At 57.7% G+C, this 19458-nt stretch carries 21 protein-coding genes; 9 read left to right on the top strand and 12 right to left on the bottom strand.

The window, feature by feature from the left end; genetic code table 11:
- Positions 1-43 precede the first annotated feature (43 nt).
- Positions 44-1270 carry an RNA polymerase sigma factor gene (locus FO268_RS21075; protein WP_150995176.1) on the bottom strand — a complete coding sequence of 409 codons (1227 nt, stop codon included), beginning with the start codon at positions 1268-1270 and terminating at the stop codon, positions 44-46.
- Positions 1271-1392: 122 nt separating this feature from the next.
- Here FO268_RS21075 and FO268_RS21070 point away from each other — a divergent pair, with 122 nt between their 5' ends.
- Both FO268_RS21070 and FO268_RS21065 read left to right on the top strand, forming a co-directional pair.
- Positions 1393-1770 (top strand): thiol-disulfide oxidoreductase DCC family protein, encoded by a 378-nt coding sequence (locus FO268_RS21070; RefSeq protein WP_150995175.1) that lies wholly within the window; start codon positions 1393-1395, stop codon positions 1768-1770.
- Between the two features lie 76 nt (positions 1771-1846).
- Positions 1847-2164: a putative signal transducing protein gene (locus FO268_RS21065; protein WP_150995174.1), complete on the top strand. Its 318-nt coding sequence runs from the start codon at positions 1847-1849 to the stop codon at positions 2162-2164.
- Positions 2165-2219: 55 nt separating this feature from the next.
- Here the strand turns inward: FO268_RS21065 and FO268_RS21060 are convergent, their stop codons facing one another.
- The 3 genes from FO268_RS21060 to FO268_RS21050 all read right to left on the bottom strand — a co-directional run bounded on the left by FO268_RS21060 (position 2220) and on the right by FO268_RS21050 (position 6224).
- Entirely contained in the window at positions 2220-3044 is an 825-nt protein-coding gene (locus tag FO268_RS21060; protein ID WP_150995173.1) for a DUF6160 family protein, read from the bottom strand.
- Positions 3045-3109: 65 nt separating this feature from the next.
- The gene (locus FO268_RS21055) at positions 3110-4921 is read right to left on the bottom strand and encodes a choice-of-anchor D domain-containing protein (RefSeq protein ID WP_150995172.1); all 1812 of its coding nucleotides are present in this window, start codon (positions 4919-4921) and stop codon (positions 3110-3112) included.
- A 268-nt stretch (positions 4922-5189) separates the two neighbouring features.
- Positions 5190-6224 (bottom strand): AraC family transcriptional regulator, encoded by a 1035-nt coding sequence (locus tag FO268_RS21050; protein ID WP_191967015.1) that lies wholly within the window; start codon positions 6222-6224, stop codon positions 5190-5192.
- Between the two features lie 173 nt (positions 6225-6397).
- Between FO268_RS21050 and FO268_RS21045 the strand changes: the two genes are divergently transcribed.
- The gene (locus FO268_RS21045; protein WP_225316952.1) at positions 6398-7036 is read left to right on the top strand and encodes a class I SAM-dependent methyltransferase; all 639 of its coding nucleotides are present in this window, start codon (positions 6398-6400) and stop codon (positions 7034-7036) included.
- Here the strand turns inward: FO268_RS21045 and FO268_RS21040 are convergent.
- From FO268_RS21040 to FO268_RS21025, 4 genes are read right to left on the bottom strand one after another with little or no spacing between them, the layout of a single operon-like run.
- Complete coding sequence (locus FO268_RS21040) at positions 7033-8025, bottom strand: PA2778 family cysteine peptidase (protein ID WP_150995171.1); 993 nt, start codon at positions 8023-8025, stop codon at positions 7033-7035. The two genes, FO268_RS21045 and FO268_RS21040, sit on opposite strands and share 4 nt — an antisense overlap.
- Positions 8026-8037: 12 nt before the next feature.
- The gene (locus FO268_RS21035) at positions 8038-8439 is read right to left on the bottom strand and encodes a PA2779 family protein (protein WP_150995170.1); all 402 of its coding nucleotides are present in this window, start codon (positions 8437-8439) and stop codon (positions 8038-8040) included.
- 20 nt (positions 8440-8459) lie between these two features.
- Positions 8460-9557: a carboxysome shell carbonic anhydrase domain-containg protein gene (locus tag FO268_RS21030; RefSeq protein WP_150995169.1), complete on the bottom strand. Its 1098-nt coding sequence runs from the start codon at positions 9555-9557 to the stop codon at positions 8460-8462.
- A gap of 19 nt (positions 9558-9576) precedes the next feature.
- Positions 9577-11013 (bottom strand): phospholipase D-like domain-containing protein, encoded by a 1437-nt coding sequence (locus tag FO268_RS21025; RefSeq protein ID WP_150995168.1) that lies wholly within the window; start codon positions 11011-11013, stop codon positions 9577-9579.
- Positions 11014-11275: 262 nt separating this feature from the next.
- Between FO268_RS21025 and FO268_RS21020 the strand changes: the two genes are divergently transcribed.
- Genes FO268_RS21020 through FO268_RS21010 form a run of 3 tightly spaced genes read left to right on the top strand, consistent with a single transcriptional unit; the run spans position 11276 to position 13996 of the window.
- Positions 11276-12889, top strand: a complete 1614-nt coding sequence (locus tag FO268_RS21020; RefSeq protein WP_225316955.1) for a serine/threonine-protein kinase — start codon at positions 11276-11278, stop codon at positions 12887-12889.
- The gene (locus tag FO268_RS21015) at positions 12889-13629 is read left to right on the top strand and encodes a PP2C family protein-serine/threonine phosphatase (protein ID WP_150995239.1); all 741 of its coding nucleotides are present in this window, start codon (positions 12889-12891) and stop codon (positions 13627-13629) included. Before FO268_RS21020 ends, FO268_RS21015 begins: the two co-directional genes overlap by 1 nt.
- 16 nt (positions 13630-13645) lie before the next feature.
- Positions 13646-13996, top strand: coding sequence for an FHA domain-containing protein (locus FO268_RS21010; protein WP_150995166.1), 351 nt, complete (start codon positions 13646-13648; stop codon positions 13994-13996).
- Positions 13997-13999: 3 nt separating this feature from the next.
- Here FO268_RS21010 and FO268_RS21005 read toward each other — a convergent pair whose 3' ends face one another.
- Together FO268_RS21005 and FO268_RS21000 are read right to left on the bottom strand one after the other, a co-directional pair.
- Positions 14000-14713 carry a glutamine amidotransferase gene (locus tag FO268_RS21005; protein ID WP_150995165.1) on the bottom strand — a complete coding sequence of 238 codons (714 nt, stop codon included), beginning with the start codon at positions 14711-14713 and terminating at the stop codon, positions 14000-14002.
- A gap of 1 nt (position 14714) precedes the next feature.
- Positions 14715-15449 (bottom strand): YebC/PmpR family DNA-binding transcriptional regulator, encoded by a 735-nt coding sequence (locus FO268_RS21000; RefSeq protein WP_150995164.1) that lies wholly within the window; start codon positions 15447-15449, stop codon positions 14715-14717.
- Positions 15450-15629: 180 nt separating this feature from the next.
- Here FO268_RS21000 and FO268_RS20995 point away from each other — a divergent pair, with 180 nt between their 5' ends.
- Both FO268_RS20995 and FO268_RS20990 read left to right on the top strand, forming a co-directional pair.
- Complete coding sequence (locus tag FO268_RS20995; protein ID WP_150995163.1) at positions 15630-16052, top strand: tetratricopeptide repeat protein; 423 nt, start codon at positions 15630-15632, stop codon at positions 16050-16052.
- Positions 16053-16249: 197 nt separating this feature from the next.
- Complete coding sequence (locus FO268_RS20990) at positions 16250-16798, top strand: hypothetical protein (RefSeq protein ID WP_202336730.1); 549 nt, start codon at positions 16250-16252, stop codon at positions 16796-16798.
- A 4-nt stretch (positions 16799-16802) separates the two neighbouring features.
- On the opposite strand, the gene FO268_RS20985 is transcribed toward FO268_RS20990, so the two are convergent.
- Together FO268_RS20985 and FO268_RS20980 are read right to left on the bottom strand one after the other, a co-directional pair.
- Entirely contained in the window at positions 16803-17609 is an 807-nt protein-coding gene (locus FO268_RS20985; RefSeq protein WP_150995161.1) for an oxygen-binding di-iron domain-containing protein, read from the bottom strand.
- A 141-nt stretch (positions 17610-17750) separates the two neighbouring features.
- Positions 17751-18179: an SRPBCC family protein gene (locus tag FO268_RS20980; RefSeq protein ID WP_150995160.1), complete on the bottom strand. Its 429-nt coding sequence runs from the start codon at positions 18177-18179 to the stop codon at positions 17751-17753.
- Between the two features lie 139 nt (positions 18180-18318).
- On the opposite strand from FO268_RS20980, the gene FO268_RS20975 reads away from it, so the two are divergent.
- Complete coding sequence (locus tag FO268_RS20975) at positions 18319-19431, top strand: AI-2E family transporter (RefSeq protein WP_150995159.1); 1113 nt, start codon at positions 18319-18321, stop codon at positions 19429-19431.
- The last annotated feature ends 27 nt before the right edge of the window (positions 19432-19458 follow it).

The following is a 19458-nucleotide window of genomic DNA, read 5'->3' as shown; positions in this document are numbered from 1 at the left end:
TCGTCTGCGAGACCGGCAGATCGACAACTGCGGAAATTTTTTATCAGGCGCTGTCCAGTTGCGTCAGTCTCTGGTTCAGGAATCGCTGTTCCGGGCCCTGTTGGGTAAGGGCGAGTGCTCGCTGGTAGGCCGCTCGTGCCGATGACAGATCTCCTGACCGGCGATAGAGATCGGCTCGGGCGGCATGGAACAGGTAGTAGTTCTGGATGGCCTTGTGGCTGGCAAGCTCGTCAATGAGCTTGAGGCCATCTTCCGGGGTGTCCCGCATGGCGACGGCCACAGCACGGTTCAGGGCGATGACCGGGGAAGGGACTTCCTGATAGAGCACCTCGTAAAGCCGTGCGATGCGCGACCAGTCGGTGTCTTCGGTACCACCGGCTTGCGCATGAGCCGCTGCGATCGAGGCCTGAAGGGTATAGGGGGCGGTCGGGGTCAGTTGCAGGGCTTGTGTCAGCGCTGCCAGGCCTGAATGGATCTGCTCGCGGTCCCACAGATCCCGATTCTGTTCTTCCAGGGTAATCAGATCACCGTTTTCATCCTGTCTGGCGCTGCGGCGTGAATCGTGAAGCAGCATCAGCGCAAGCAGACCAAAGACTTCCCCCTCTGGCAGCAATTCGGCCAGCAGGCTGGTGAGACGGATTGCCTCTCTGGCCAGGTTGAGGTTTACGATCCCATCGCCTGAACTGGAAGAATACCCCTCGTTAAATATCAGGTAGATGACTTTCAGAACACTCTGGACACGTTCAGGTAATTCCCGGCGTTCCGGCACCTCGTAGGGGATTTTGGCTTCCTTTATCTTGCGTTTGGCGCGGACGATCCGCTGGGCAGTCGTGGCGGGTTTCTGCAGCAGGGCACTTGCGACCTGCTCCGTGGTCAGCCCGCATACTTCCCGTAGGGTCAACGCCAGTTGAGCCTCTGTGGCCAGGCCGGGGTGGCAACAGGTGAAGATCAGCCGCAGCATGTCGTCATCGATGCGGTCGGTGTCTGCCTCAGGTGTGGCATGCTCATCCTCAGCGAGCAGGGGCTGATTTTGCCTCGCTGTCTGGCGTCGGCGGATAAGGTCGATGCCCCGCCGGTGGCCGGCTGTTATGAGCCAGGCTGACGGGTTCTCCGGAACTCCCTGGTCCGGCCACTGTTTGAGCGCTGCAGTGAAGGCTTCCTGGGTGGCCTCCTCTGCGAGGTCGAAATCGCCAAGCAAGCGTATCAGGGTGGCCTGCACCCGGCGGGAATGCTGTTTGTAAATGTCGTTGATATGCCTGCTTGTGTTCATGGTGGCTACACCTGGTTCCTTGTGGCGAGTGCCTTGGCCATTTTGATAACAATAATCATTGTTTTATTGTGTATTCAAGTGAATGCAATGCAAGAAATACCATTCAGAAAATGGAGAGCGCTATGACCGCCTCAGAAGATCAGCTTCGAGTGTTTTATGATGGCGCCTGTCCAAGCTGCGTCAAGGACCGCAAGATCTACGAGCGACTGGCGGGTAAGACCGGCGAATCAGTAGAGTGGGTTGATATCACCGGCCGGGACGATGAGCTCCGGCAGCGGGGAATAGATCCGGAAGCCGCACTTCAGGAACTGCACGTGGAAGACAGTCGCGGCAATATTCATCGTGAGCTGGATGCCTATATCCTGCTGATGTCTAGGGTGTGGCTTTTGAAACCGCTCGCCTGGCTGATCGGTCTGCCGGTCATCAGGCCTGCACTGGCCCACCTTTACCATAAATGGGTAGGTGAGCGGCTGGAAAGAACCGGCCGCATGCCGAAGTAAACCGGTGAAGGTCGACGAATAGCAGCATTCAGGCTAGGGTTCAGTCAAGGATGTCCCTGAACCTGCGGAGCCTGCAATGCAAATAGCCTATCGAGCCCGCGACCTTGCGGAAGCCCATATTGTCGCAGGCCTGCTGCAATCAAGGGGCATCGAGACCCACGTGGGCGGGCACTATCTGCAAGGTGCCATGGGGGAGATCGGAGCTGCCGGTTTTACCAATGTTCATGTGGAGGATGAAGACTACGTGCAGGCTCGCGCCCTCGTCGCCGAATACGAAGCTGCTACACCCCCGGCGACCCCTTCAGACGAGGTTGAAGACCGGGCCAATCGCTACGCGACCTGGTTTTTGTTGTTCCTGGCGGTGGTAATGGTGGTCCTGTTCGGCGCGTTGTAAACCGGCTTGCTGTGCAGGTTGGCTCCCCGGACCCGCGCCCGGAGAGCTTGGGCCATCAGTGGCCGTACACCCGCATGGATGTGTTGCGGATGGACAGGTCATCCAGTGCCACCGATCCGATGGATGTTCCACCAACCAGTACCTGGCCAATAGACATGTCGGCTTCGAAGGTGTTGATGTCGATCGCGAGACTGTCGACCCCGGCTGCGTTGGCATCTTTATAGATATCCATGTCCACAAGGGTAAACAGCGGCAGTAACGACGGGTTGTCCGGGTCGTAACCGGCGCCGGTGATGCGCATGTCACGAATTCCCATGGCCAGGAACGGCACATCCATTTCCAGTTCGTCAATGGCGAAACGGGTGGTCAGGTTCAGCGTGTCGGTATCGGTGTCCACTGTTGCCCGGGCCTGGAGAATGAGGCCTTCTGCCGAGAAGTTATCCGCCAGCAACGTGCTTTCACCCCCGTTGCCTCGCAGTTCCCACGCACCGGTACGGACGGCAAAATCCACTGGGCGTGCAGTAATGGGAAATACGTTGATGATGGCATCGCCGTCGTCGGCAATATCAAAATCAATCTTGATGTTGTCGATCAGGTCCGTGCTGCTGGTGCCAAATATGGCATCCCGCCCCGAGGTGAATTCCTCGAACATGTCGATACGGTCAGCACCCCCAACAAAGATATCACTGATGCCCAGCGTACCTTCATCGGTATAGGTGAACTCGTCCATGGTGACCCGGGTTTCGAGTTCGATGGTGACACCGGCCTGACCGGTGATCTGTCCCATATCGGAGTCATGCAGTGGTTTGAGTTCGGCATGCCCGCTCAGGGGCAGGCCGGCTATGGCTAACACTAACGCTGATTTCTTCAGGCTTGTCATTGTTATCATCCTTCCTGGTGTTGTTATTGTTCCGGGAGGCCGTTTCACGACCTCCCGGACTTTCCTCAGAGGTTCGGGGTCAATGTCAGATCAATGCCATTGTCCGGACCGGCGAGGAACTGGTTCAGAACGTCGGTCAGCGGACCGCAGTTCGCGAGCGGTGGCAGGTCGTAGTTGCCGGTTACATCACCACCTTCAGACAGCGAGAAGTTGGTGCCTTCCACTGATTCCAGGCCGATACTTACCGGGTCGGCCGTGCGGCAGTCGTTGCCGCCACCTACTGGAATTTTCAGGCCGAAGAGGCGAACCGTAACTTTCGGAACTTTCACATAGAGTGAAGAGTTGGCGGTCAGGTTGCCGTCCACCAGCGTGCCGGTGGTGACATCGGCCTGTTCGAACTCCACCCTGGCATTGGCCGTGAGGCTCTTGAACAGCAGTGGAATCTTGAACTGTCCCTGTGTGGGATCCAGTGCAAGGTCCGCCTCGAACATGCCGGTAGCCAGCTCCAGCTGTGTTGCGATGCTGCCTGACAGCGGTAGTGAACTGCCGGAGGCCTTGATGTCGGTTTGTCCTGCCAGGTCCAGGAGAACCTCGAGGGTTTCACCGCTGCCATCGTCGCCCTGACCACTCAGTGGTACTGAAACGTCCGGGGTGGCCGGGTCATCGGAGGTAATGTCCAGCGTAGCGGTTCGGCCACCCGCCGCAGAGGGTGTAAAGCTGATGGCGACGGTGCAGCTTTCGTCAGGCGCGACGGTGGTGCAGTCGTTGGTCTGAATGAAATCACCGCTGTTGGTGCCACTGAGATCGATACCGTTGATCATCAGCGATTCATTGCCTTCATTGGAAATAGTGACTTCCGCAGACGCAGTTTCACCCAGCTTCACGGTGCCGAAGCTGATGTCTTCGGGAGTTACAACGATTTCCGGTACTGGGGCCAGTACGCTGGTACCCGTTAGTGGTACGTCCACAACCGGGTTCTCGGTATCACCGGATTCAATGGTCAGGACCGCATTCTGGTCTCCTTCGCCATCGGGGATATAGGTAACGGCGACATCACAGCTCTCGCCCGCGGCAACGGTTGTGCAGCTGTTGGTCTGGGTATAGGCCGAGGCGTCGCCGCCACCGAGGCTGATGCTGTTGATGCCAAGTTCAGCCTGGCCAGTGTTGGAAATGGTAACCACTTCCTCTGCAGTGGTGCCGGCCTGAACGTTGCCGAAGTCGATATTCTCCGGGCTGACGGCAATGCGTGGCTCAAACTGCTCGTCGGGCACCACTTGCAGGGTTTGCAGGATATTGTCCTGCCCCGGGTTCTGTACACATGCCGAGGTGAATTCACCAATGGGTGCCGGCGCAATGTCACCGTTCTCAACACGGGCAATCATGTCGAGAGTAAGGCCACCAATGGAAATGACAGCTTCGCCAACATCGTCCTCGTTAAATGTGATAGCGGGGGAGGTGCCCTGTGCCGGTACGGTAAATTCGCCGGTTTCGTCGGGAATCGGTGACTGGGGAATGGTCAGCGGTACCGTCAGGTCAATTTCCCGGTTTGGTGTGACCACGGTGGTTTCATTGGTGGCGGTGCCCTCAATGGTGGCAGAGCCCACCAGTTTGAGGCCCAGGCGCGAATCTTCGTTAACCGTTGTCAGCGCATCGACCGTGAACTCCGGAGTCGGCTCACCCACCGTTGCCTGGGTGGGTACATCGGCGCTGATCTGGGCGCGAATCGGCTGGTCACCGATCAGTGGGAAAGGGCAGGTGAATTCCAGTTCCAGTGACACGGGTTCGGCAAAGGCATTGCCGCCACCGGTCATCAGCGCCGCGGCTGCTATTGCAGTACCGAGCGTGCGGACGCTTTTGTTGGGTTTCCTGAGTTTCATGAGTTCGTCCTCTAGGGTTTCAGTCTTTGTTGTATGGGTATGCAGAAATCACCGATGAGGACTGCGGTATCGGTCTTGCAATCATTCCCTTTATGAAAGCGCAGCAGGTTAATCCCCTACGCCGTTGTATTAGGCCGCCGGAGGCCGGACAGGGTCATTGCTATGGCCGGCAGGGTTTTTGTCCAAAGCGGAGAGAAAACGGGGGAATTTCTGTTTTCGTGACGCTCTTCAAATCCTCGTTGGCCGGGTAGGGGGCACGGGTAAGGGATTATTTCCGGTCTCGCGACTGCCGGCGAATGTCACCCGGGGTGTGCCCGGTCCAGGAACGGTAAGCCTTGGTGAATCCCGCCTGGTCGCTGAACCCCAGCTTTTCGGCAATGGAGTCCAGTGGAACGGCGGTGTCGGTCAGGTACAGGGTGGCAAAGTTCTGGCGAATCTCGTTCCGCAGTTCTCTGAATGACGTTCCCGCAGTGGCAAGGTGCTGGCGCAGAGTGCGAGGGCTCATGTCGAGGCGGCGGGCGAGGTTATCCATAGTGCACGGTCGGCCGGGCTGGCTCATGATCATTTCCCGAACCTGCATAACGGTTTCATCGGCTTGTTCGGAGGGTTCCCGTTCGCGGGAGCGGGCGTTGGCGAGAATGAACTCCAGCCCGGTTTCGTCGTTTCGTATCGGTCGCCCGGAAAGGGGCATGGTGACCTGGCTGGCAGGGGCGTTGAAGCGGAATTCGCAATCGCTGGCAACGGTGTTCCATTGTTCGGTGCTCAGCCCGGTTTCAAAATCGAACTCGAAACAGAAATGCGTGCAGACCTGGGACGATATGCGGTGGATACTGCCCATGTAGATCTTGGTCAGGCAGGGGCGAAGCTCTTCCAGGCCCCAGTTGTCGTGCAGTCGGATACGGAAAGTGGAACCGGTAGAGCTGAGGTCCATATCCATCAGTGGCAGGCCAACCCGGAGGTACTGCACAATCATGCTGATCAGCCTACGCGGGTTCTCCTGACCCAACACGGCGAAGCCCAGTAGCCCGTGGGCCGGGAGGTCCAGTTGCTGGCCGAACTGAAAAGCAGCCCGTTCGTCACCCATCAACCATTCGGCCTTGCCCAGTAACTGGAGCACCTGGCTCATGGACAGGCACGCATCCGGGTTGTCCAGCAGTTCGCTGGTTATACCGGTATCGCCAAGTATGGCGTGGCGCTTGACGCCCCGTCGCTCCATAAACCGTATAAACTGCCGGGCATAACGAGCGGAGATAATGGGGACTTCGAGAGCCATACGGCTGGAAGTTTCCACCATTCGTTCCATGATAGGGACCCTTCTGTTAATGGAACTGTCGCTTTCGGCGTACAGTTGTTCACTGTGATGGCGTCAGTATAAGCAGGGTTTCGGAAGCGGATTTTGCTCATCGTTCACGGTTCTGGTTTCATGGCCGGAAATGACAATGAAACAATCGTTAATTTTTGCAGGAGAAGCCCCCATTGACTGCGCGCTGCCCGGTTTGTGAGACACCCGCACTGGTGCCCTTCCAGACCATCAATGACACTCCCTATCACCGTTGCGAAACGTGTGAGGCAAGGGTTATGGATGAGTCAGCCTGGCTGGACGAGCAAGCGGAGAGGGCAGTCTACGATCTGCATCACAATGATCCCGGGGACGAAGGCTATCGCCGTTTTCTGTCGAAGCTGACCGGACCGTTACTCGAACGACTGGAGACCGGAGCCAAGGGCCTGGACTTTGGTTGCGGCCCCGGGCCTGCGCTGGCGGTCATGCTGCGAGAAGCGGGTTTGGAGGTGGCGCTCTACGATCCGTTTTACTATCCGGATACGTCCACACTGGCGCAGCAGTATGATTTTATTACCTGCACGGAAGTGGTGGAGCATCTGCATAGCCCGGCGGAGATTTTTCGTCAGTTGGACAGGCTGCTGGTGCCCGGCGGCTTGCTGGGAGTGATGACCTGTTTCCAGACTGACGATGAGCGATTCGCTAACTGGCATTACCGGCGTGACCCGACTCATATCGTATTTTACCGCCAAACGACCATGCAGTGGCTGGCTAACGCCTATGGCTGGTTACTGGAGATTCCGGCCAAGGATGTGGCAATTTTCCAGAAGGCTTAATCGGAAGAGGGGCATTCCAGTACCGGGCAGGCGCTCTGGCTGTGGTGGTCCGGTACTTCCGGGGGCGCCCCGTCGAAGCGGTCAGGTGAGATAGCCGCCGCACAGCTGGATGCGGTTTCAGCAGCGGAGGCACAGCCCTGGGCGGCCAATGAATAAGCCAGATTGTTCCAGCCGGCGGCCACACCGGGAAACTTTCGCGTCAAACGCAGGTAGTGCTGCGTGGCGAGCTTGGGGTCTCCCTGGCCCCAGGCGATATTCCCCTGTCCCATGATAGCGGCTGGCTGGTCTGGCCAGGTCTGTTCTGCCGTCTGATAGGCAGTGGTTGCTGCCAGGGTTCGGCCTGTTGTCTCCAGGTCATTGGCCGACATCAGGTAGCGCAGGGGGTCGGCGGTTGCCGGCAACCGGTCAGGCGGCAACATGACAGCGGCCCAGTTTTCTGCGCGGTTCCAGGTGGCGGTGAACACTTCCAGGGTTTCCTCATGACGTTCACGTGTGTCGGTATGAAGAACAATGTTCCGCTCTTCGGCATCGAACCCTATCACTACGGCAAAATGCCATTGGGGCCACCAGCCAAACCTCAGATTCTGCATTACCAGCACGGGGTTACCGGCGGCCACTTCTTCCAGCAGGCTTTCCAGTGAACCGTCCAGCGGATACACCAGCTGCCCGTGAGCGCGAGCGGCCGCCACCAGTTCCACTTTCAGGCTGCCCTTGCGACCCGGCAAATAAACCAGTTCCCTGAGCACGTCCGGATGGGTGTCCAGGCCCTGACTGTTGAGCATCATGGCCAGTGAGGCAGGGCCACACTGATAGCGTTCCTGTGCGTAGAAAGGGACATGTTCGAGCACTCGACGTTGATCAACGCCGGCAGCTTGATTCAGGGGGTCTGTTTCCGGCCACTCGGGGCGGCTGGCGCAGCCCGCCAGAATCGTTACCAGTGCAACACTGACAACGATTCGCAGCAGGCCAGGATGGGTGGAAATAGTCACGAAGTCGGCGCGCTACCGGATGCAGTTAATGAAGGGATAGATATTGGTAGCACACAACATGTCGGTGATGATAAAGACCAGCAGGAAAAGAACGATAATCCCCACGACATCTTCACCAACCGGGGCTTCCGCCAGTTGTTGCTCGAAGGTGGACAGCTCCGCTGGTGTCAGGTTCTGGATGCGTTGCTCCACCTGTTCCTGGCTGACGCCCATATCTGCAAGCTTCTCTTTCACTTCGTCGCGCTCAAGCATGTCCAGCAGCGACTGGCGATCTAGATCGGCGCGTTGCTCGGTCAGCAGTTCGCCAGTGCCAACCATCCCTGCCGATGCAGACGATGCCCAGACCGTGCCAAAAGCCATCATGATGGCCATACAAAACGATACGTACCGCAGGTGCTTTCTTATAGTCTGCATTCTGTTCTCCTTGCTTTCGTTTATGAACCACGTTCCCCGGGTTCCGGCTTCGATTTTTCTGGCTGTACCTCAAGGCGTCTTTCCGGCCAGTTCAGGATAGCTGAACGGGTGACCATACGCTCTGCCAGCTCGGGAAAATCCTGTTCAATAACATTGGCCGCAAATTCCGATAGAAACGCGGACTTAAGAGTAGCACGTGCTTTCTGGGTTCCAGGTTCCAGATAAGGAGCAGAAGAGAGTAAAAGAAACCCGTCCTCCGGTATCCGGCCACTCTCCATATTGGCTCTGATGATGCCGGCGGCCTGGCGGATGGGGTGAGACAGGTCGGGGCTGTAGGGGCCGATGATCAGGGCCACATTCGGGACATGGAGAAAGTCGAACCCCCGTCCGACACAGATGACCCACTCGCGGTGTTCTATATTCAGTTCCCGGTCGCTCTTTCTGATCTCCGTGATGTGCTGGATGTTGCCATGCACCAGCGGCAACAGGTCCCGTTGCACCGGAATCGGCATGTCGGGATAGAGCGCGGCCAGCCGTGAACTGATCCCTTCAGCCTCGGCGGGCGAGAGTGTGGACAGGTCGAGGCTCTGGTCGTCGCGGCCGTGGAGAATCAGGGCGTCTTCATCGGTTTCGAAGCCGCAAACCAGGGGATATACCGTCTGGTGGCCGCTGCCAAACAGCACCTCCACCTGGCGGCGAATGCTGAAGGCGTGCGCGCGGGCCGCATCGCGGTCACAGTTGAAACCGGCGCAGCCACGTTCTTTAGCGCCTTTGGAATAGTGGTAGGTGATGATGATGAGCACTCGCCGGCCCGCGCTGACGGCGTCCTGCACGGTATCAGCAAGCATATCTCCGAGATAGGGCCAGCCCAGGTCAAAAATACCGCCCAGGTTGCGAAAGGGATGGATAATCCCCAGCGGCGTCTGAGTCACATAGGGCAGGTGAATGCGCCCGTCCATGCACTTCATGGCAATAATCAGCGTATTGTGTTCGGCAAGGTAACGTTGGCGTGCCAGGTGGTTCTCGGCGCTGCAGAAGCTGGCCGAATGCTTTCGGCTCAGTTCCATCAGCCAGTCAATCCGCTCGTTGATCGGCCGGGAATGGTCGGGTGTATTCATTGAAATCACCTCTTTAAATTTAAAACGTAGACAGTCCCGTCGCCTCCATCAACCTGTATTGCCAGTATCGTAACCGGGATTCATCCGCCCACGCCTCGTAGGGCAGGCTCATTACCGGCGTGTCGCCTGGGCCGTAATTCCACTGCTCATCAAAGAAGCCCGCCGCTTTGAGTACCGTTTCCGAATGCGTTGTTGAACCTATGTGAACACTGGTCTCAAGATTCAGACCGTCCAGGTTCCTGCGGGTGAAATTGGCGGACCCCAGCAACAGTTGGGCATTACCATTGTAATCCCGCCTGACCAGTAGCTTGGTGTGGCATTGCTCCCCCTCAGTATGGCACCAGCGTACAGCTATACCAGCGTTGTTGAGTTCCATTGCCGCCTGTCGATTGGGAATGCCGCTCTTTGCAATCCCGAAAGCGTCGTTGTTGGCGTCCAGAAGAACCCGCACTTTCACGCCTCGTGCGTGGGCCTGTTTCAATGCTTGCAACAGTGCGCGATGGGAGAGGTAGAAAATCGTCAGATCCAGGCGGTCTCCCGGCGCTGCCGTGCCAATAATGGCCATGGCTGACGAGAGAATGGCGGTTTCGGTGACAATTCTGATCGTCTCCTGTGAATCAGACTCAGCGTCAGGCAGGCTAGCCAGCGCAGTGTCCACCGCGGAGGTATCGGCACCGGACATCACCAGCACGGCCCGTTCCGTCCTTAGCAGATCAGCCACGGCCGGCCCCCCGAACCGCAGGCCGATGTTACTGTGGTGGCTGCTGCCATCATGGGGGTTTGCTGAAGTGACCAGTGCAATTAACCCTTCACCACTGTCTGTTACAACGGTTTTGCGATGATTGGCTTTGAAGTTGGGCAGGGCCAGATAGCTGCGCAGGGTGACAGGCTGCTCGCCCAGTGCATTGGGTAGCCAGCCGGCCGACGCTGAATTGCCCATCCACTGAAAACCGACACGCCATAGCCCGGACCAGATGGGGTTGCTGTCCCGCAGGCGCTCAAGGCGCGTTTCCACGACCGGTATGCCGGCCTCTCGCAATTGCTGGAAATGGGGCGAGGTGGTGCCGCCATAGAACGTATTGATGGGATCGGATATCACGACAATATCCATGTCGGGGTGGGCCTGCTTACGGGCAATCAGGGCATCGGTCAGTTCACGGGCCAGCGGTCTCTGGCGGCTGCCGTCAGCGCGGGAGTCGTTGAATAGGAACATGTCTACCAGCACAAATCGCTGCGCTTTGGCGATCATGTCGAAAATTTCGTCGAAGATCTCGTGGTCCAGCCGCGGCTCTTCATTGCCAAAGTGCAGGGTTCGATCGGTGAGTAACCGTGGGTTGCTCAGTGGCTGCTCATCACCATGGTAGTCGAGCCCCTGGGGCAGGGATTTCAAAGAGTGGTAAAGGCTGGTTGTGGTGATGGCCAGAACAATCAGGCCAATCAGTAACTTGAATGTCATTGCTATGCTTCCCGGCGGAGACGTCCATGGGGTGGACTATACGGCAGATGCTCTGGTGGCGTCCTTTACACCACTGTCATCAGTGGATAATTCTGGCAGACGCGTGATCGTTATCCCAGGTAAACAAACCTTTACAAAAAACAGCCCCTGGTAACCTATCGCTGGACGAGCTCACTTTCTAAACTTGCGGGACTGTCCCTTTACAATAACGGCTCCTGTGAACTCACTGGTATTTGTATTCTCTCGCATTTTCAGCTTGCGCGTGCTCATCGTTGTGCTGGCGCTTGTCTGTGTCTTCATCGGCGACGCAATCCCGATGCTGGGCTGGGCCGATCGTATCCTTTTCGGTTCTCTGGGCAACCCTTCCGATATTGGCGACGCCGGCGCGATGATGGCGATGTCGCCGGAGGTGTTCGCCTCTGCCATGGAGGGGCGCGGGTTGTCCGAGCCCCCCTGGTCTGCGGTGGCCATTCGTGCCGGCCTCATGGTGTCTGCTCTGTTTCTCGTGCTTGCGGTTCCCCGCATGGGCGCCGGGGTGGCCCTGCCGATCATTCTGCTGGCGGCCGGGTCGCTGGTGGTTCTGCAGGCTGGCTTCATGTTTTACCGTAATGCCTGGCTGCCGCTCGGGGAAGTCGTAACGCTGCTGGTGGCCGGGTATCTTGTCATGCTGTTCTGGTTGCAACCCCGGCGGGATATTGACGCTCTGTCCGAGAACGTGCAGGTCGCCCGCACCCGTCTGGGCAGGCTGTTGCTGCAACAGGGCCAGCCGGATGAAGCGCTGGAAGTTCTGTCTGACTGCCCTCCCAGCGAGGATACCCTTGGTCTGCAGTACGATATTGCAATCCAGCAGGAACGCAAACGGCAGTATGACAAGGCTTGTGCTACCTATAGGCAGATTCTTGACCAGAAGCGGAAATACCGGGATGCCGACAAGCGCCTGGCGGCCCTGGAAAACCTGAATGCGGAAGGCGCCGCAACGGTGGCAGGAAACTTCGACAGCACACGGACCCTGGTGTTGCCGCAGCAGAGTGTGAGCCGGCCAACCCTGGGCCGATATGAGATTGAACGGGAGATCGGGCGGGGCGCCATGGGCGTGGTCTATCTGGGCAAGGACCCGAAAATCGCACGTACCGTGGCAATCAAGACACTCAGCTACCAGGCTTTCGACGATAATGAACTGCGGGACCTGAAATCCCGGTTCTTCCGGGAAGCGGAAGCTGCGGGGCGCCTGAGCCATCCGGCCATTGTTACTGTCTACGATGTGGGAGAGGAAGCGGACCTGGCATTTATTGCCATGGACTACGCCAGGGGGCGCCCCCTCAGCGAGTTTGGGAAACCGGGCCGGTTGCTACCCCTGGCAACGGTGCTGGACATCGTCGCCAGGGTGGCTGATGCCCTGGATTATGCCCACCGCCAGAAGATCATTCACCGGGACATTAAACCGGCTAACATTATCTTCAACCCGGACAATGGCGACGTAAAAATCACCGACTTCGGAATTGCCAAGATCTCGGACGATTCACGAACGCGTACGGGAAATGTCATGGGAAGCCCACTCTATATGTCCCCTGAGCAGCTCAAGGGCCAGAAGGTTACCGGCGCTTCTGACACCTATAGCCTTGGGGTGACGCTTTACAAGCTGGTCTGCGGAGAAACGCCTTACCAGGGGGATACGCTGGCTAACCTGACGTACCAGATTCTGAACAAACGCCCGAAGAGTGTCCGTGAGTTCAATCCGGAACTGCCCAATGGCGTTGTTCGCCTTATTAATAAAGCCATACAGCGGGAGCCGGACAAACGTTTCCTGAGCGCTGCCACCATGGCCGAAGCATTACGGCGGCAGGCCACCCGCGAGGCGAAGGAGGAAGCATCGTGATGGCTCCCCGGGTAGCCGGCCTCACAGATGTCGGGGCTGTGCGAGCAGCCAACCAGGATGCCATCGACTGGCAGGTGAGTGATGATAACCGACAGGTGTTACTGGTAGTCGCGGATGGCATGGGTGGCTATCAGGGTGGAGAAATTGCCAGCCAGATTGCGGTAGATACGGTGATGGGGTCTCTGGCCGGGCATCTGGTGCCCGGAACCGGGGCGGACGAACCTCAGGACGCCATGCAGGCTGCGATCAACCTTGCCAATGAACGGATACAGGAGCGCAGGGCCACGGATACGGAGCTTTCAAAGATGGGCACGACGCTGGTCATCGCGTGGATAATAGACGGCGAGGCCTATATAGCCCACCTGGGGGATTCCCGCTGTTACCTTGTTCACGAGCGGGAACTGCAGTGCCTGACCCGTGACGATACCGTGGTTCAGAACATGCTGGAGGATGGCAGCATTCAGCCAGACGACGTTCCCCATGTGCCGTTTCGCAATGTTCTTACCCGTGCCCTGGGTGCCTCGTCAGCCCTGGCCAGTTTTACGCGACTGGCACTGGAGCAGGGTGACTCCCTGCTGCTCTGCTCAGACGGCCTCACCGGGGCGTTACCGGAAGCCGACTGGTTGCCAGTGATAACAGGCCATGGATCTCCCGAAGACAAGGTACGGGCGTTGATCGATACAAGCCTGGCCAATGAAGCGGCGGATAACGTGTCCGTTGTGCTTTTGACACTCGATTAGAATAAGGAGCCCTGATATGGCGTCGCTTTCCCAACTGGTGGACAACGTTGTAGTGACTACATTCGAACTGGACCAGCCCGAGATTCGTGTCGGCCGGGGCGGAGACAATGACATTCGCATTGATGAAATTTCCGTGAGTGGTCACCATGCGATTATCGAGGCGATCCCGAACGCCTACCTTGAAGACACCGTCGATTTCTACATCACCGATAGCAACAGCACGAACGGTACGTTCGTAAACGATATTCGCGTCAGCGGGCGCCAGCGCCTGAACAGCAATGACCTGGTGCGGATTGGCTGGAACGAGTTCCGGTTTGAGGACGAAGACGAAAATGCGATGGAAAAAACCGCCTATATTCTCGACTAGCCGCTAACGGTTCATCACTATCCGGGAAAAGCGGTCCAACAGGGACGAGGCCTCGGGCGCGTTTCTCGCTCCTGCGAGCAGGGCGTCGGCATCAAGACCTTCCTTTTTCAGATCCGGTGCCTGGACTTCAAGGTAAGCACGCATCACGTCCAGCGAAAATTCCGGGTGGAACTGAACACCCCAGGCGCAGGGCCCCAACCGGAAAGCCTGGTGGGGCTCGAACTCATTGCGGGCCAGCAGGACAGCGTTACGAGGTAGCCGCAGAACCGACTGCCGGTGAGTGAGCTGGGCCGGGAATTGACGGGGAAGCCCTTTGAACAGAGGGTCATCCAGTGCACTGTCCAACAGCTCGACCTGATGGGTGCCGGTTTCCCTACCCCGGGGATGAAAGCCTGCCTCACCCCCCAGAGCGTGGGCCAGCAACTGATGGCCATAGCACACGCCCAGTAACGGAATTTCGGCGCTTACCGCAGCGGCAAGCCAGCTTCCAGTGTGCTCGCTCCATGGTTCGCGGTCACTGACCATGGCCGGTGAGCCAGTGACTACGATACCGTCCCAGTCACCCGGTTGGCCCGGGAGGTCGTCTACCGTCACATCTACCACACTGACATTGAGCTCCGGCGCCAACCGGGCCGCAAACCAGGTGTCAAAATCCCCGAACGCCTCACGGAGGGCCGGGTAAGTGGTGCCGGTTTTCAGTATGACGACCTTTGGCAACTTACTGCTCCTGTTGATCGGCAATCACAGCGTTATGGTAGACGTTCTGCACGTCATCCAGATCGTTCAGCATGTCCATGAATTTTTCGAACAGCTCGATGTCGTCGCCTTCAATGGTTGTGGTGGTCTGGGGCAGGAACTGGATCTCGTCAACCTCGAACTCCAGGCCCTCAAAGGCTTCCTGCAGTGCCTGGCGGGCCTTGGCGTATTCGGTGTGGGGCGCGAACACGGTAATCATACCGTCTTCGTGTTCAATGTCGGTGACATCCACGTCGGCCATCACCAGTGCTTCCAGTGCAGCTTCTTCATCATCGCCCCTGAAACCGAATATGGCGCAGTGATCGAACATATGGCTGACACTGCCCTGGGTGCCTATTTTGCATTTGGTTTTGGTGAAGGCCAGGCGAACGTCACCAAAGGTACGGTTGGGGTTGTCTGTCAGGCAATCGACTATGGCCATGCAATTACCCGGGCCGAAGCCCTCGTAGCGGGCAGGGGAGAAATCTTCACCGGTTCCCCCCTGGGCCTTCTCGATGGCTTTCTCGATAACGTGCGCCGGTACCTGATCTTTTTTGGCACGGTCAATCAGCCCACGCAGTGACAGGTTGCTTTCAGGGTCCGGGCCACCGGACTTCGCACACACGTAGATTTCGCGACCGTATTTGCTGTAGACCTTGGTTTTGGCGGCGGCCGTTTTGGCCATGGAGTCTTTGCGGTTCTGGTAGGCTCTGCCCATTTCGCTGCCTCAATGTTGTTTCAAAAGTGCGAATTTTACTCGACAAAACAGACCGGTGACAGAGTTATTTCCGGGCTGTCTGCTTCTTCCAAAGTTGTAAACCTTCGCCACTTTAGAGTCAAAGACGCTGTGCGCTCCGGGTGATAGCGTGGGATTGTTCCTTATTCCCCGGAGGCTTTCATGACACGTCGATACACCTCAAGCCGTATAGCCGTGGTCGTGAGTTTTCTGGTGCTGTTTCCCCCCACGGCCCAAAGCGATGAAGCCGACCAGCAGATGGGGGTGGCGCGCGAGATGGTCAGGGTTCTGGAGGCCTACGCGGTATACAAGATGGGCCAGTATGATCTGGCTTTCGAGCGTTACCAGGCGCTGGCCGAAGCGGGGAGTCAGCAGGGGATGTACAACCTCGCAAATATGTACGCAGCTGGCCAGGGTGTGGAGCAAAGTGATGACAAAGCATTTGAGTGGTATCTGAAAGCGGCAGAAGCTGGCGACAGACTGAGCATGGCGGAAGTTGCAAGGGCCTATGCCGGGGGTATCGGTACTGAGCCAGACCCGGCCAGGGCGGATTACTGGCAAGCGAAGGTAGCCGATGGGCCCTGACCGGGAAAGATGTGCTCTGACGTGGAAAGTGCCAGCCAGGTCCGACGCTCCGTTGCCGGGTTATTACCATGTGGTCATTGATCCGCGAGGAACGCGGTGAGCCATTTATTCACCGGGTAAAGGTAAGTATGCTCTGGCCAATAGTTAACTGATCTGATCGTCGGGCCTACGCCGGCGATTTACGGACCGGGAGCGGAATGATGAGACGTTCAGCAGTTCTATTCATGAATCTCACCCTGCTACTGGCCCTGCCGGGCATGGTCGCAGCACAGCAATCTTCTCCCCAGCAGGGTCAGATGCAGGGCCCGAGCGCCGGGCAGGCGCAAGGGCAGGCCCAGATGCAGAACCAGAACCAGGGACAGAATCAGATGCGTGGCCAGGGTCGTCAGCCCATGGCAGGCTCCGGGCTTATGACGCCGGAAGAACAGGAGCAGTTACAGGAGCGTATACGCTCCGCCGGCAGTCAGGAAGAACGCAAGGCCATTCTGGACGAGCAGCGCCTGAAAATGGCAGACCGTGCCCGGGCCCAGGGCATGAACCCCGAGAGCATTGAAGGTTTGCCCTCCTCTTCTGGTGATGATCCCCGTAGCCGCCAGATTCGGGGGCAGCCGAGTGGCGCACCTCAGGGCCCTGCCAGTGCGCCTGGCCCGGGAGTCGGTGTGAACAGGAACCCGGCAACCGGAACGGGCCGCGGCCCACAGCAACCGGTACCGGGACAGCAGGATCGTGCCGGCGGCGTCCGTTAGTCAGCTACGCTGAAAGATAGTCCACCGGCTGGCGGTAATTTTCCTGGTTGACCAGGTCAATGCCGCAGTCAACGCTGGATACCCAGTTCAGGAACTGATCCACCATTGCCGGGCCTTCAAAGCGTTTGCCGTGCTGCGGCACAATAGCGCTGACCTCCATCTGCCGTACCATATTGGCCCATAACTCACACACCTTTCGTGAGGCAATGTAACGCCGGTGGAAACCGATCATGTGGGGGATGTGTCTGTCGAAGTCTGACACCGGCTTGTGGTCGTCCTCCCCACCGATGGAGGCCCCGAGATCCCCTGAGAACAGGATTTTCGAAACCGGGTCATAGAACTGCAGGTTGCCCACCGAGTGCATGAAGTGGGCGGGCAGACACTGGATACAGGACTCGCCGAAAGGCACGTTAATACCGCCGTCCGGCACGCTGACGATGCGGTCATAAACACTTCCGCTAAGCTGACCGGTCACGTAGCCGGACACCAGATGCGGGAGGAAGCGGGCCCAGAGGCGGGAGGTGACGATTTTAGCACTGGTGTGAACGATCCATCGGTCGATCGCGCCGATAATATCCGGGTCCTGATGGGACGCAAACACATAGTCCAGTTCGCGGATATTCATGTATCGCGACGCAGCAACCGACAGTGGGGTGTAAGTGAGATCTCCACCGGGGTCGATCAGGGCTTCGTGCTTGCCATCAACGATAAGGAACTGGTTGGACTGCACGCCCTCGCCGGTTACCAGTGAATCGAACATCAGGCATTTGTGTTGCCCGTTATCAAACAGAACGATGGGTTCCGCTGCCATGCTTGTCTCCCGGTAGGCTGGTTACCTGGCCTGGGTGGCCGGGTACTGCAAATTTTCCGGGAGGGTACAAAATTGGTTAATGCGACCTATTGCGTCAGGTCAATAAACTGATATCCATCAAGTAATGTTTTGCAACTGCGTTCAGGCGAGCCTGGGAACGCGCCGGATTCCCTTACGAATACCCTGGTCCAGTGCTGAACTCACCAGTTTGCCTGTGTAGGGTACGATGTCGTCGAAGGAAATGGTGTACTGAACGCGGGTTCTGCCATCGGCGGCGTCTTCGAAGCGGATCCTGCCGAGATGATTGCGGATGGGGCTTATGCTGGAAATGGTGTATTCGATCAGGGTGCCCGGCTCAAAGGTAATCACCGTTTCCTTGAGCCCGATGGGACCAATCCCGATCTTGCGGATAGACCCGACGCCGTTGGGGTCGGCCTGATCGCTGTCGCGGATTCGCTTTACCGGTGCGCCCACCAATTTACCAAAGCGTTCATGGTCGGCAAACAGGGCAAAGACCTTGTCCCGTGGCACATCAAAGGTTTCATCAATTTCAATGGTGTAGGTAGCCATAACTGCACTCTTTAGGGACTGTTTCAGACAGAGTATCGGGTTATGTGCTACAACAAAAGTCGTAGGGCACCGATGACCGGGCTCTGGCCCGAAAGGGCTATTTCAAACCAACCCAGACAGCAAAGGCATTCTGATCTGCATGGACGACGAGAACCAGAACACCCAACAGAACGGCGAACCGGACACGGAGAAAACGGTCCGGTCCGACCTTGCGACACCACTTAACGGCCTGTTTGCACTGGGTATCCTCTATACCCTCTATCTGGCCCATCAGATTATTCTGCCGATCGTGCTGGCGATACTGGCCAGCCTTTTGCTGTTTCCGCTGGTCAGGAAAGCCTATGAAAAAGTCGGTATTCCACGGGTGATCAGTGCTCTGGTACTGGTTCTTATGGTGCTTGCAGGGCTCGTTGGTGTTGGCTTTGCGGTTGCCACGCCTGCGCTTGAGTGGGCACAAAAGGCGCCGGAGGGCATTTCCCGTTTAGTGGTGGGAGAGAGCGGCCTGAAAACCCAGATCGACAAGGTCAACGAATCCGCCAAGAAAGTGGAAGAGTCAATGGAGGAGCTTGGGGAAGAAGAGGGTGACCAAAGCTCTACCAAGACCGTAGTGCTGCAAACAGACTCCTGGCGCAACCAGTTAATGACCAAAGCCCGCAACGGCGTCGCCGGCCTGGCCCTGGCATTGGCGCTGACTTATTTCCTGCTGGTAGGGGGCGACCGCATCATCCAGAACTTTGTGCGCCAGCTACCCAGGAGGCAGCGACGGAACGTCCTCCACATCGCCCGCGACTCCCAGCAGGAGATCGCCCAATACCTGGGCGTGCTGAGCCTCAGTAACATGCTCGTCGGCACCATAACCGGTTTCATATGCTGGGGTGTCGGTCTGCCTGACCCCGTGGTCTGGGGCCTGGTAGCCGGCCTGGCGCGTTTCATTCCCTATCTCGGTGTGATTCTCACCATAAGCCTCCTCGCGGTGGTATCGGCCACCAGTCTGGACACCTTCTGGATGATGGCTATTGCACCGGTTGGCTACCTGGCTCTCACTTCCATGGTTGGCTTCTTTATTGAACCCTGGATCCACGGTTTCCGCATGGCCATCAACCCCGTCATTATCTTCGTATCCATCTTCTTCTGGGGCTGGCTATGGGGCCCGGTGGGTGTGCTGTTGGCCGTGCCCCTGATGACTGTCATTCAGGTTGTCCTCAAACAGATCCCGAAGCTGCGTCCGATCTACAAGATCATCGCGCGCTAGTGCTATCCTGACTTAACACCCAGCAAA

This window comes from Marinobacter denitrificans (assembly GCF_008795955.1).
Taxonomy (GTDB): domain Bacteria; phylum Pseudomonadota; class Gammaproteobacteria; order Pseudomonadales; family Oleiphilaceae; genus Marinobacter; species Marinobacter denitrificans.
The sequence above is the reverse complement of the archived record's forward strand: the minus strand, read 5'-3'. Positions and strand labels throughout refer to the sequence as shown.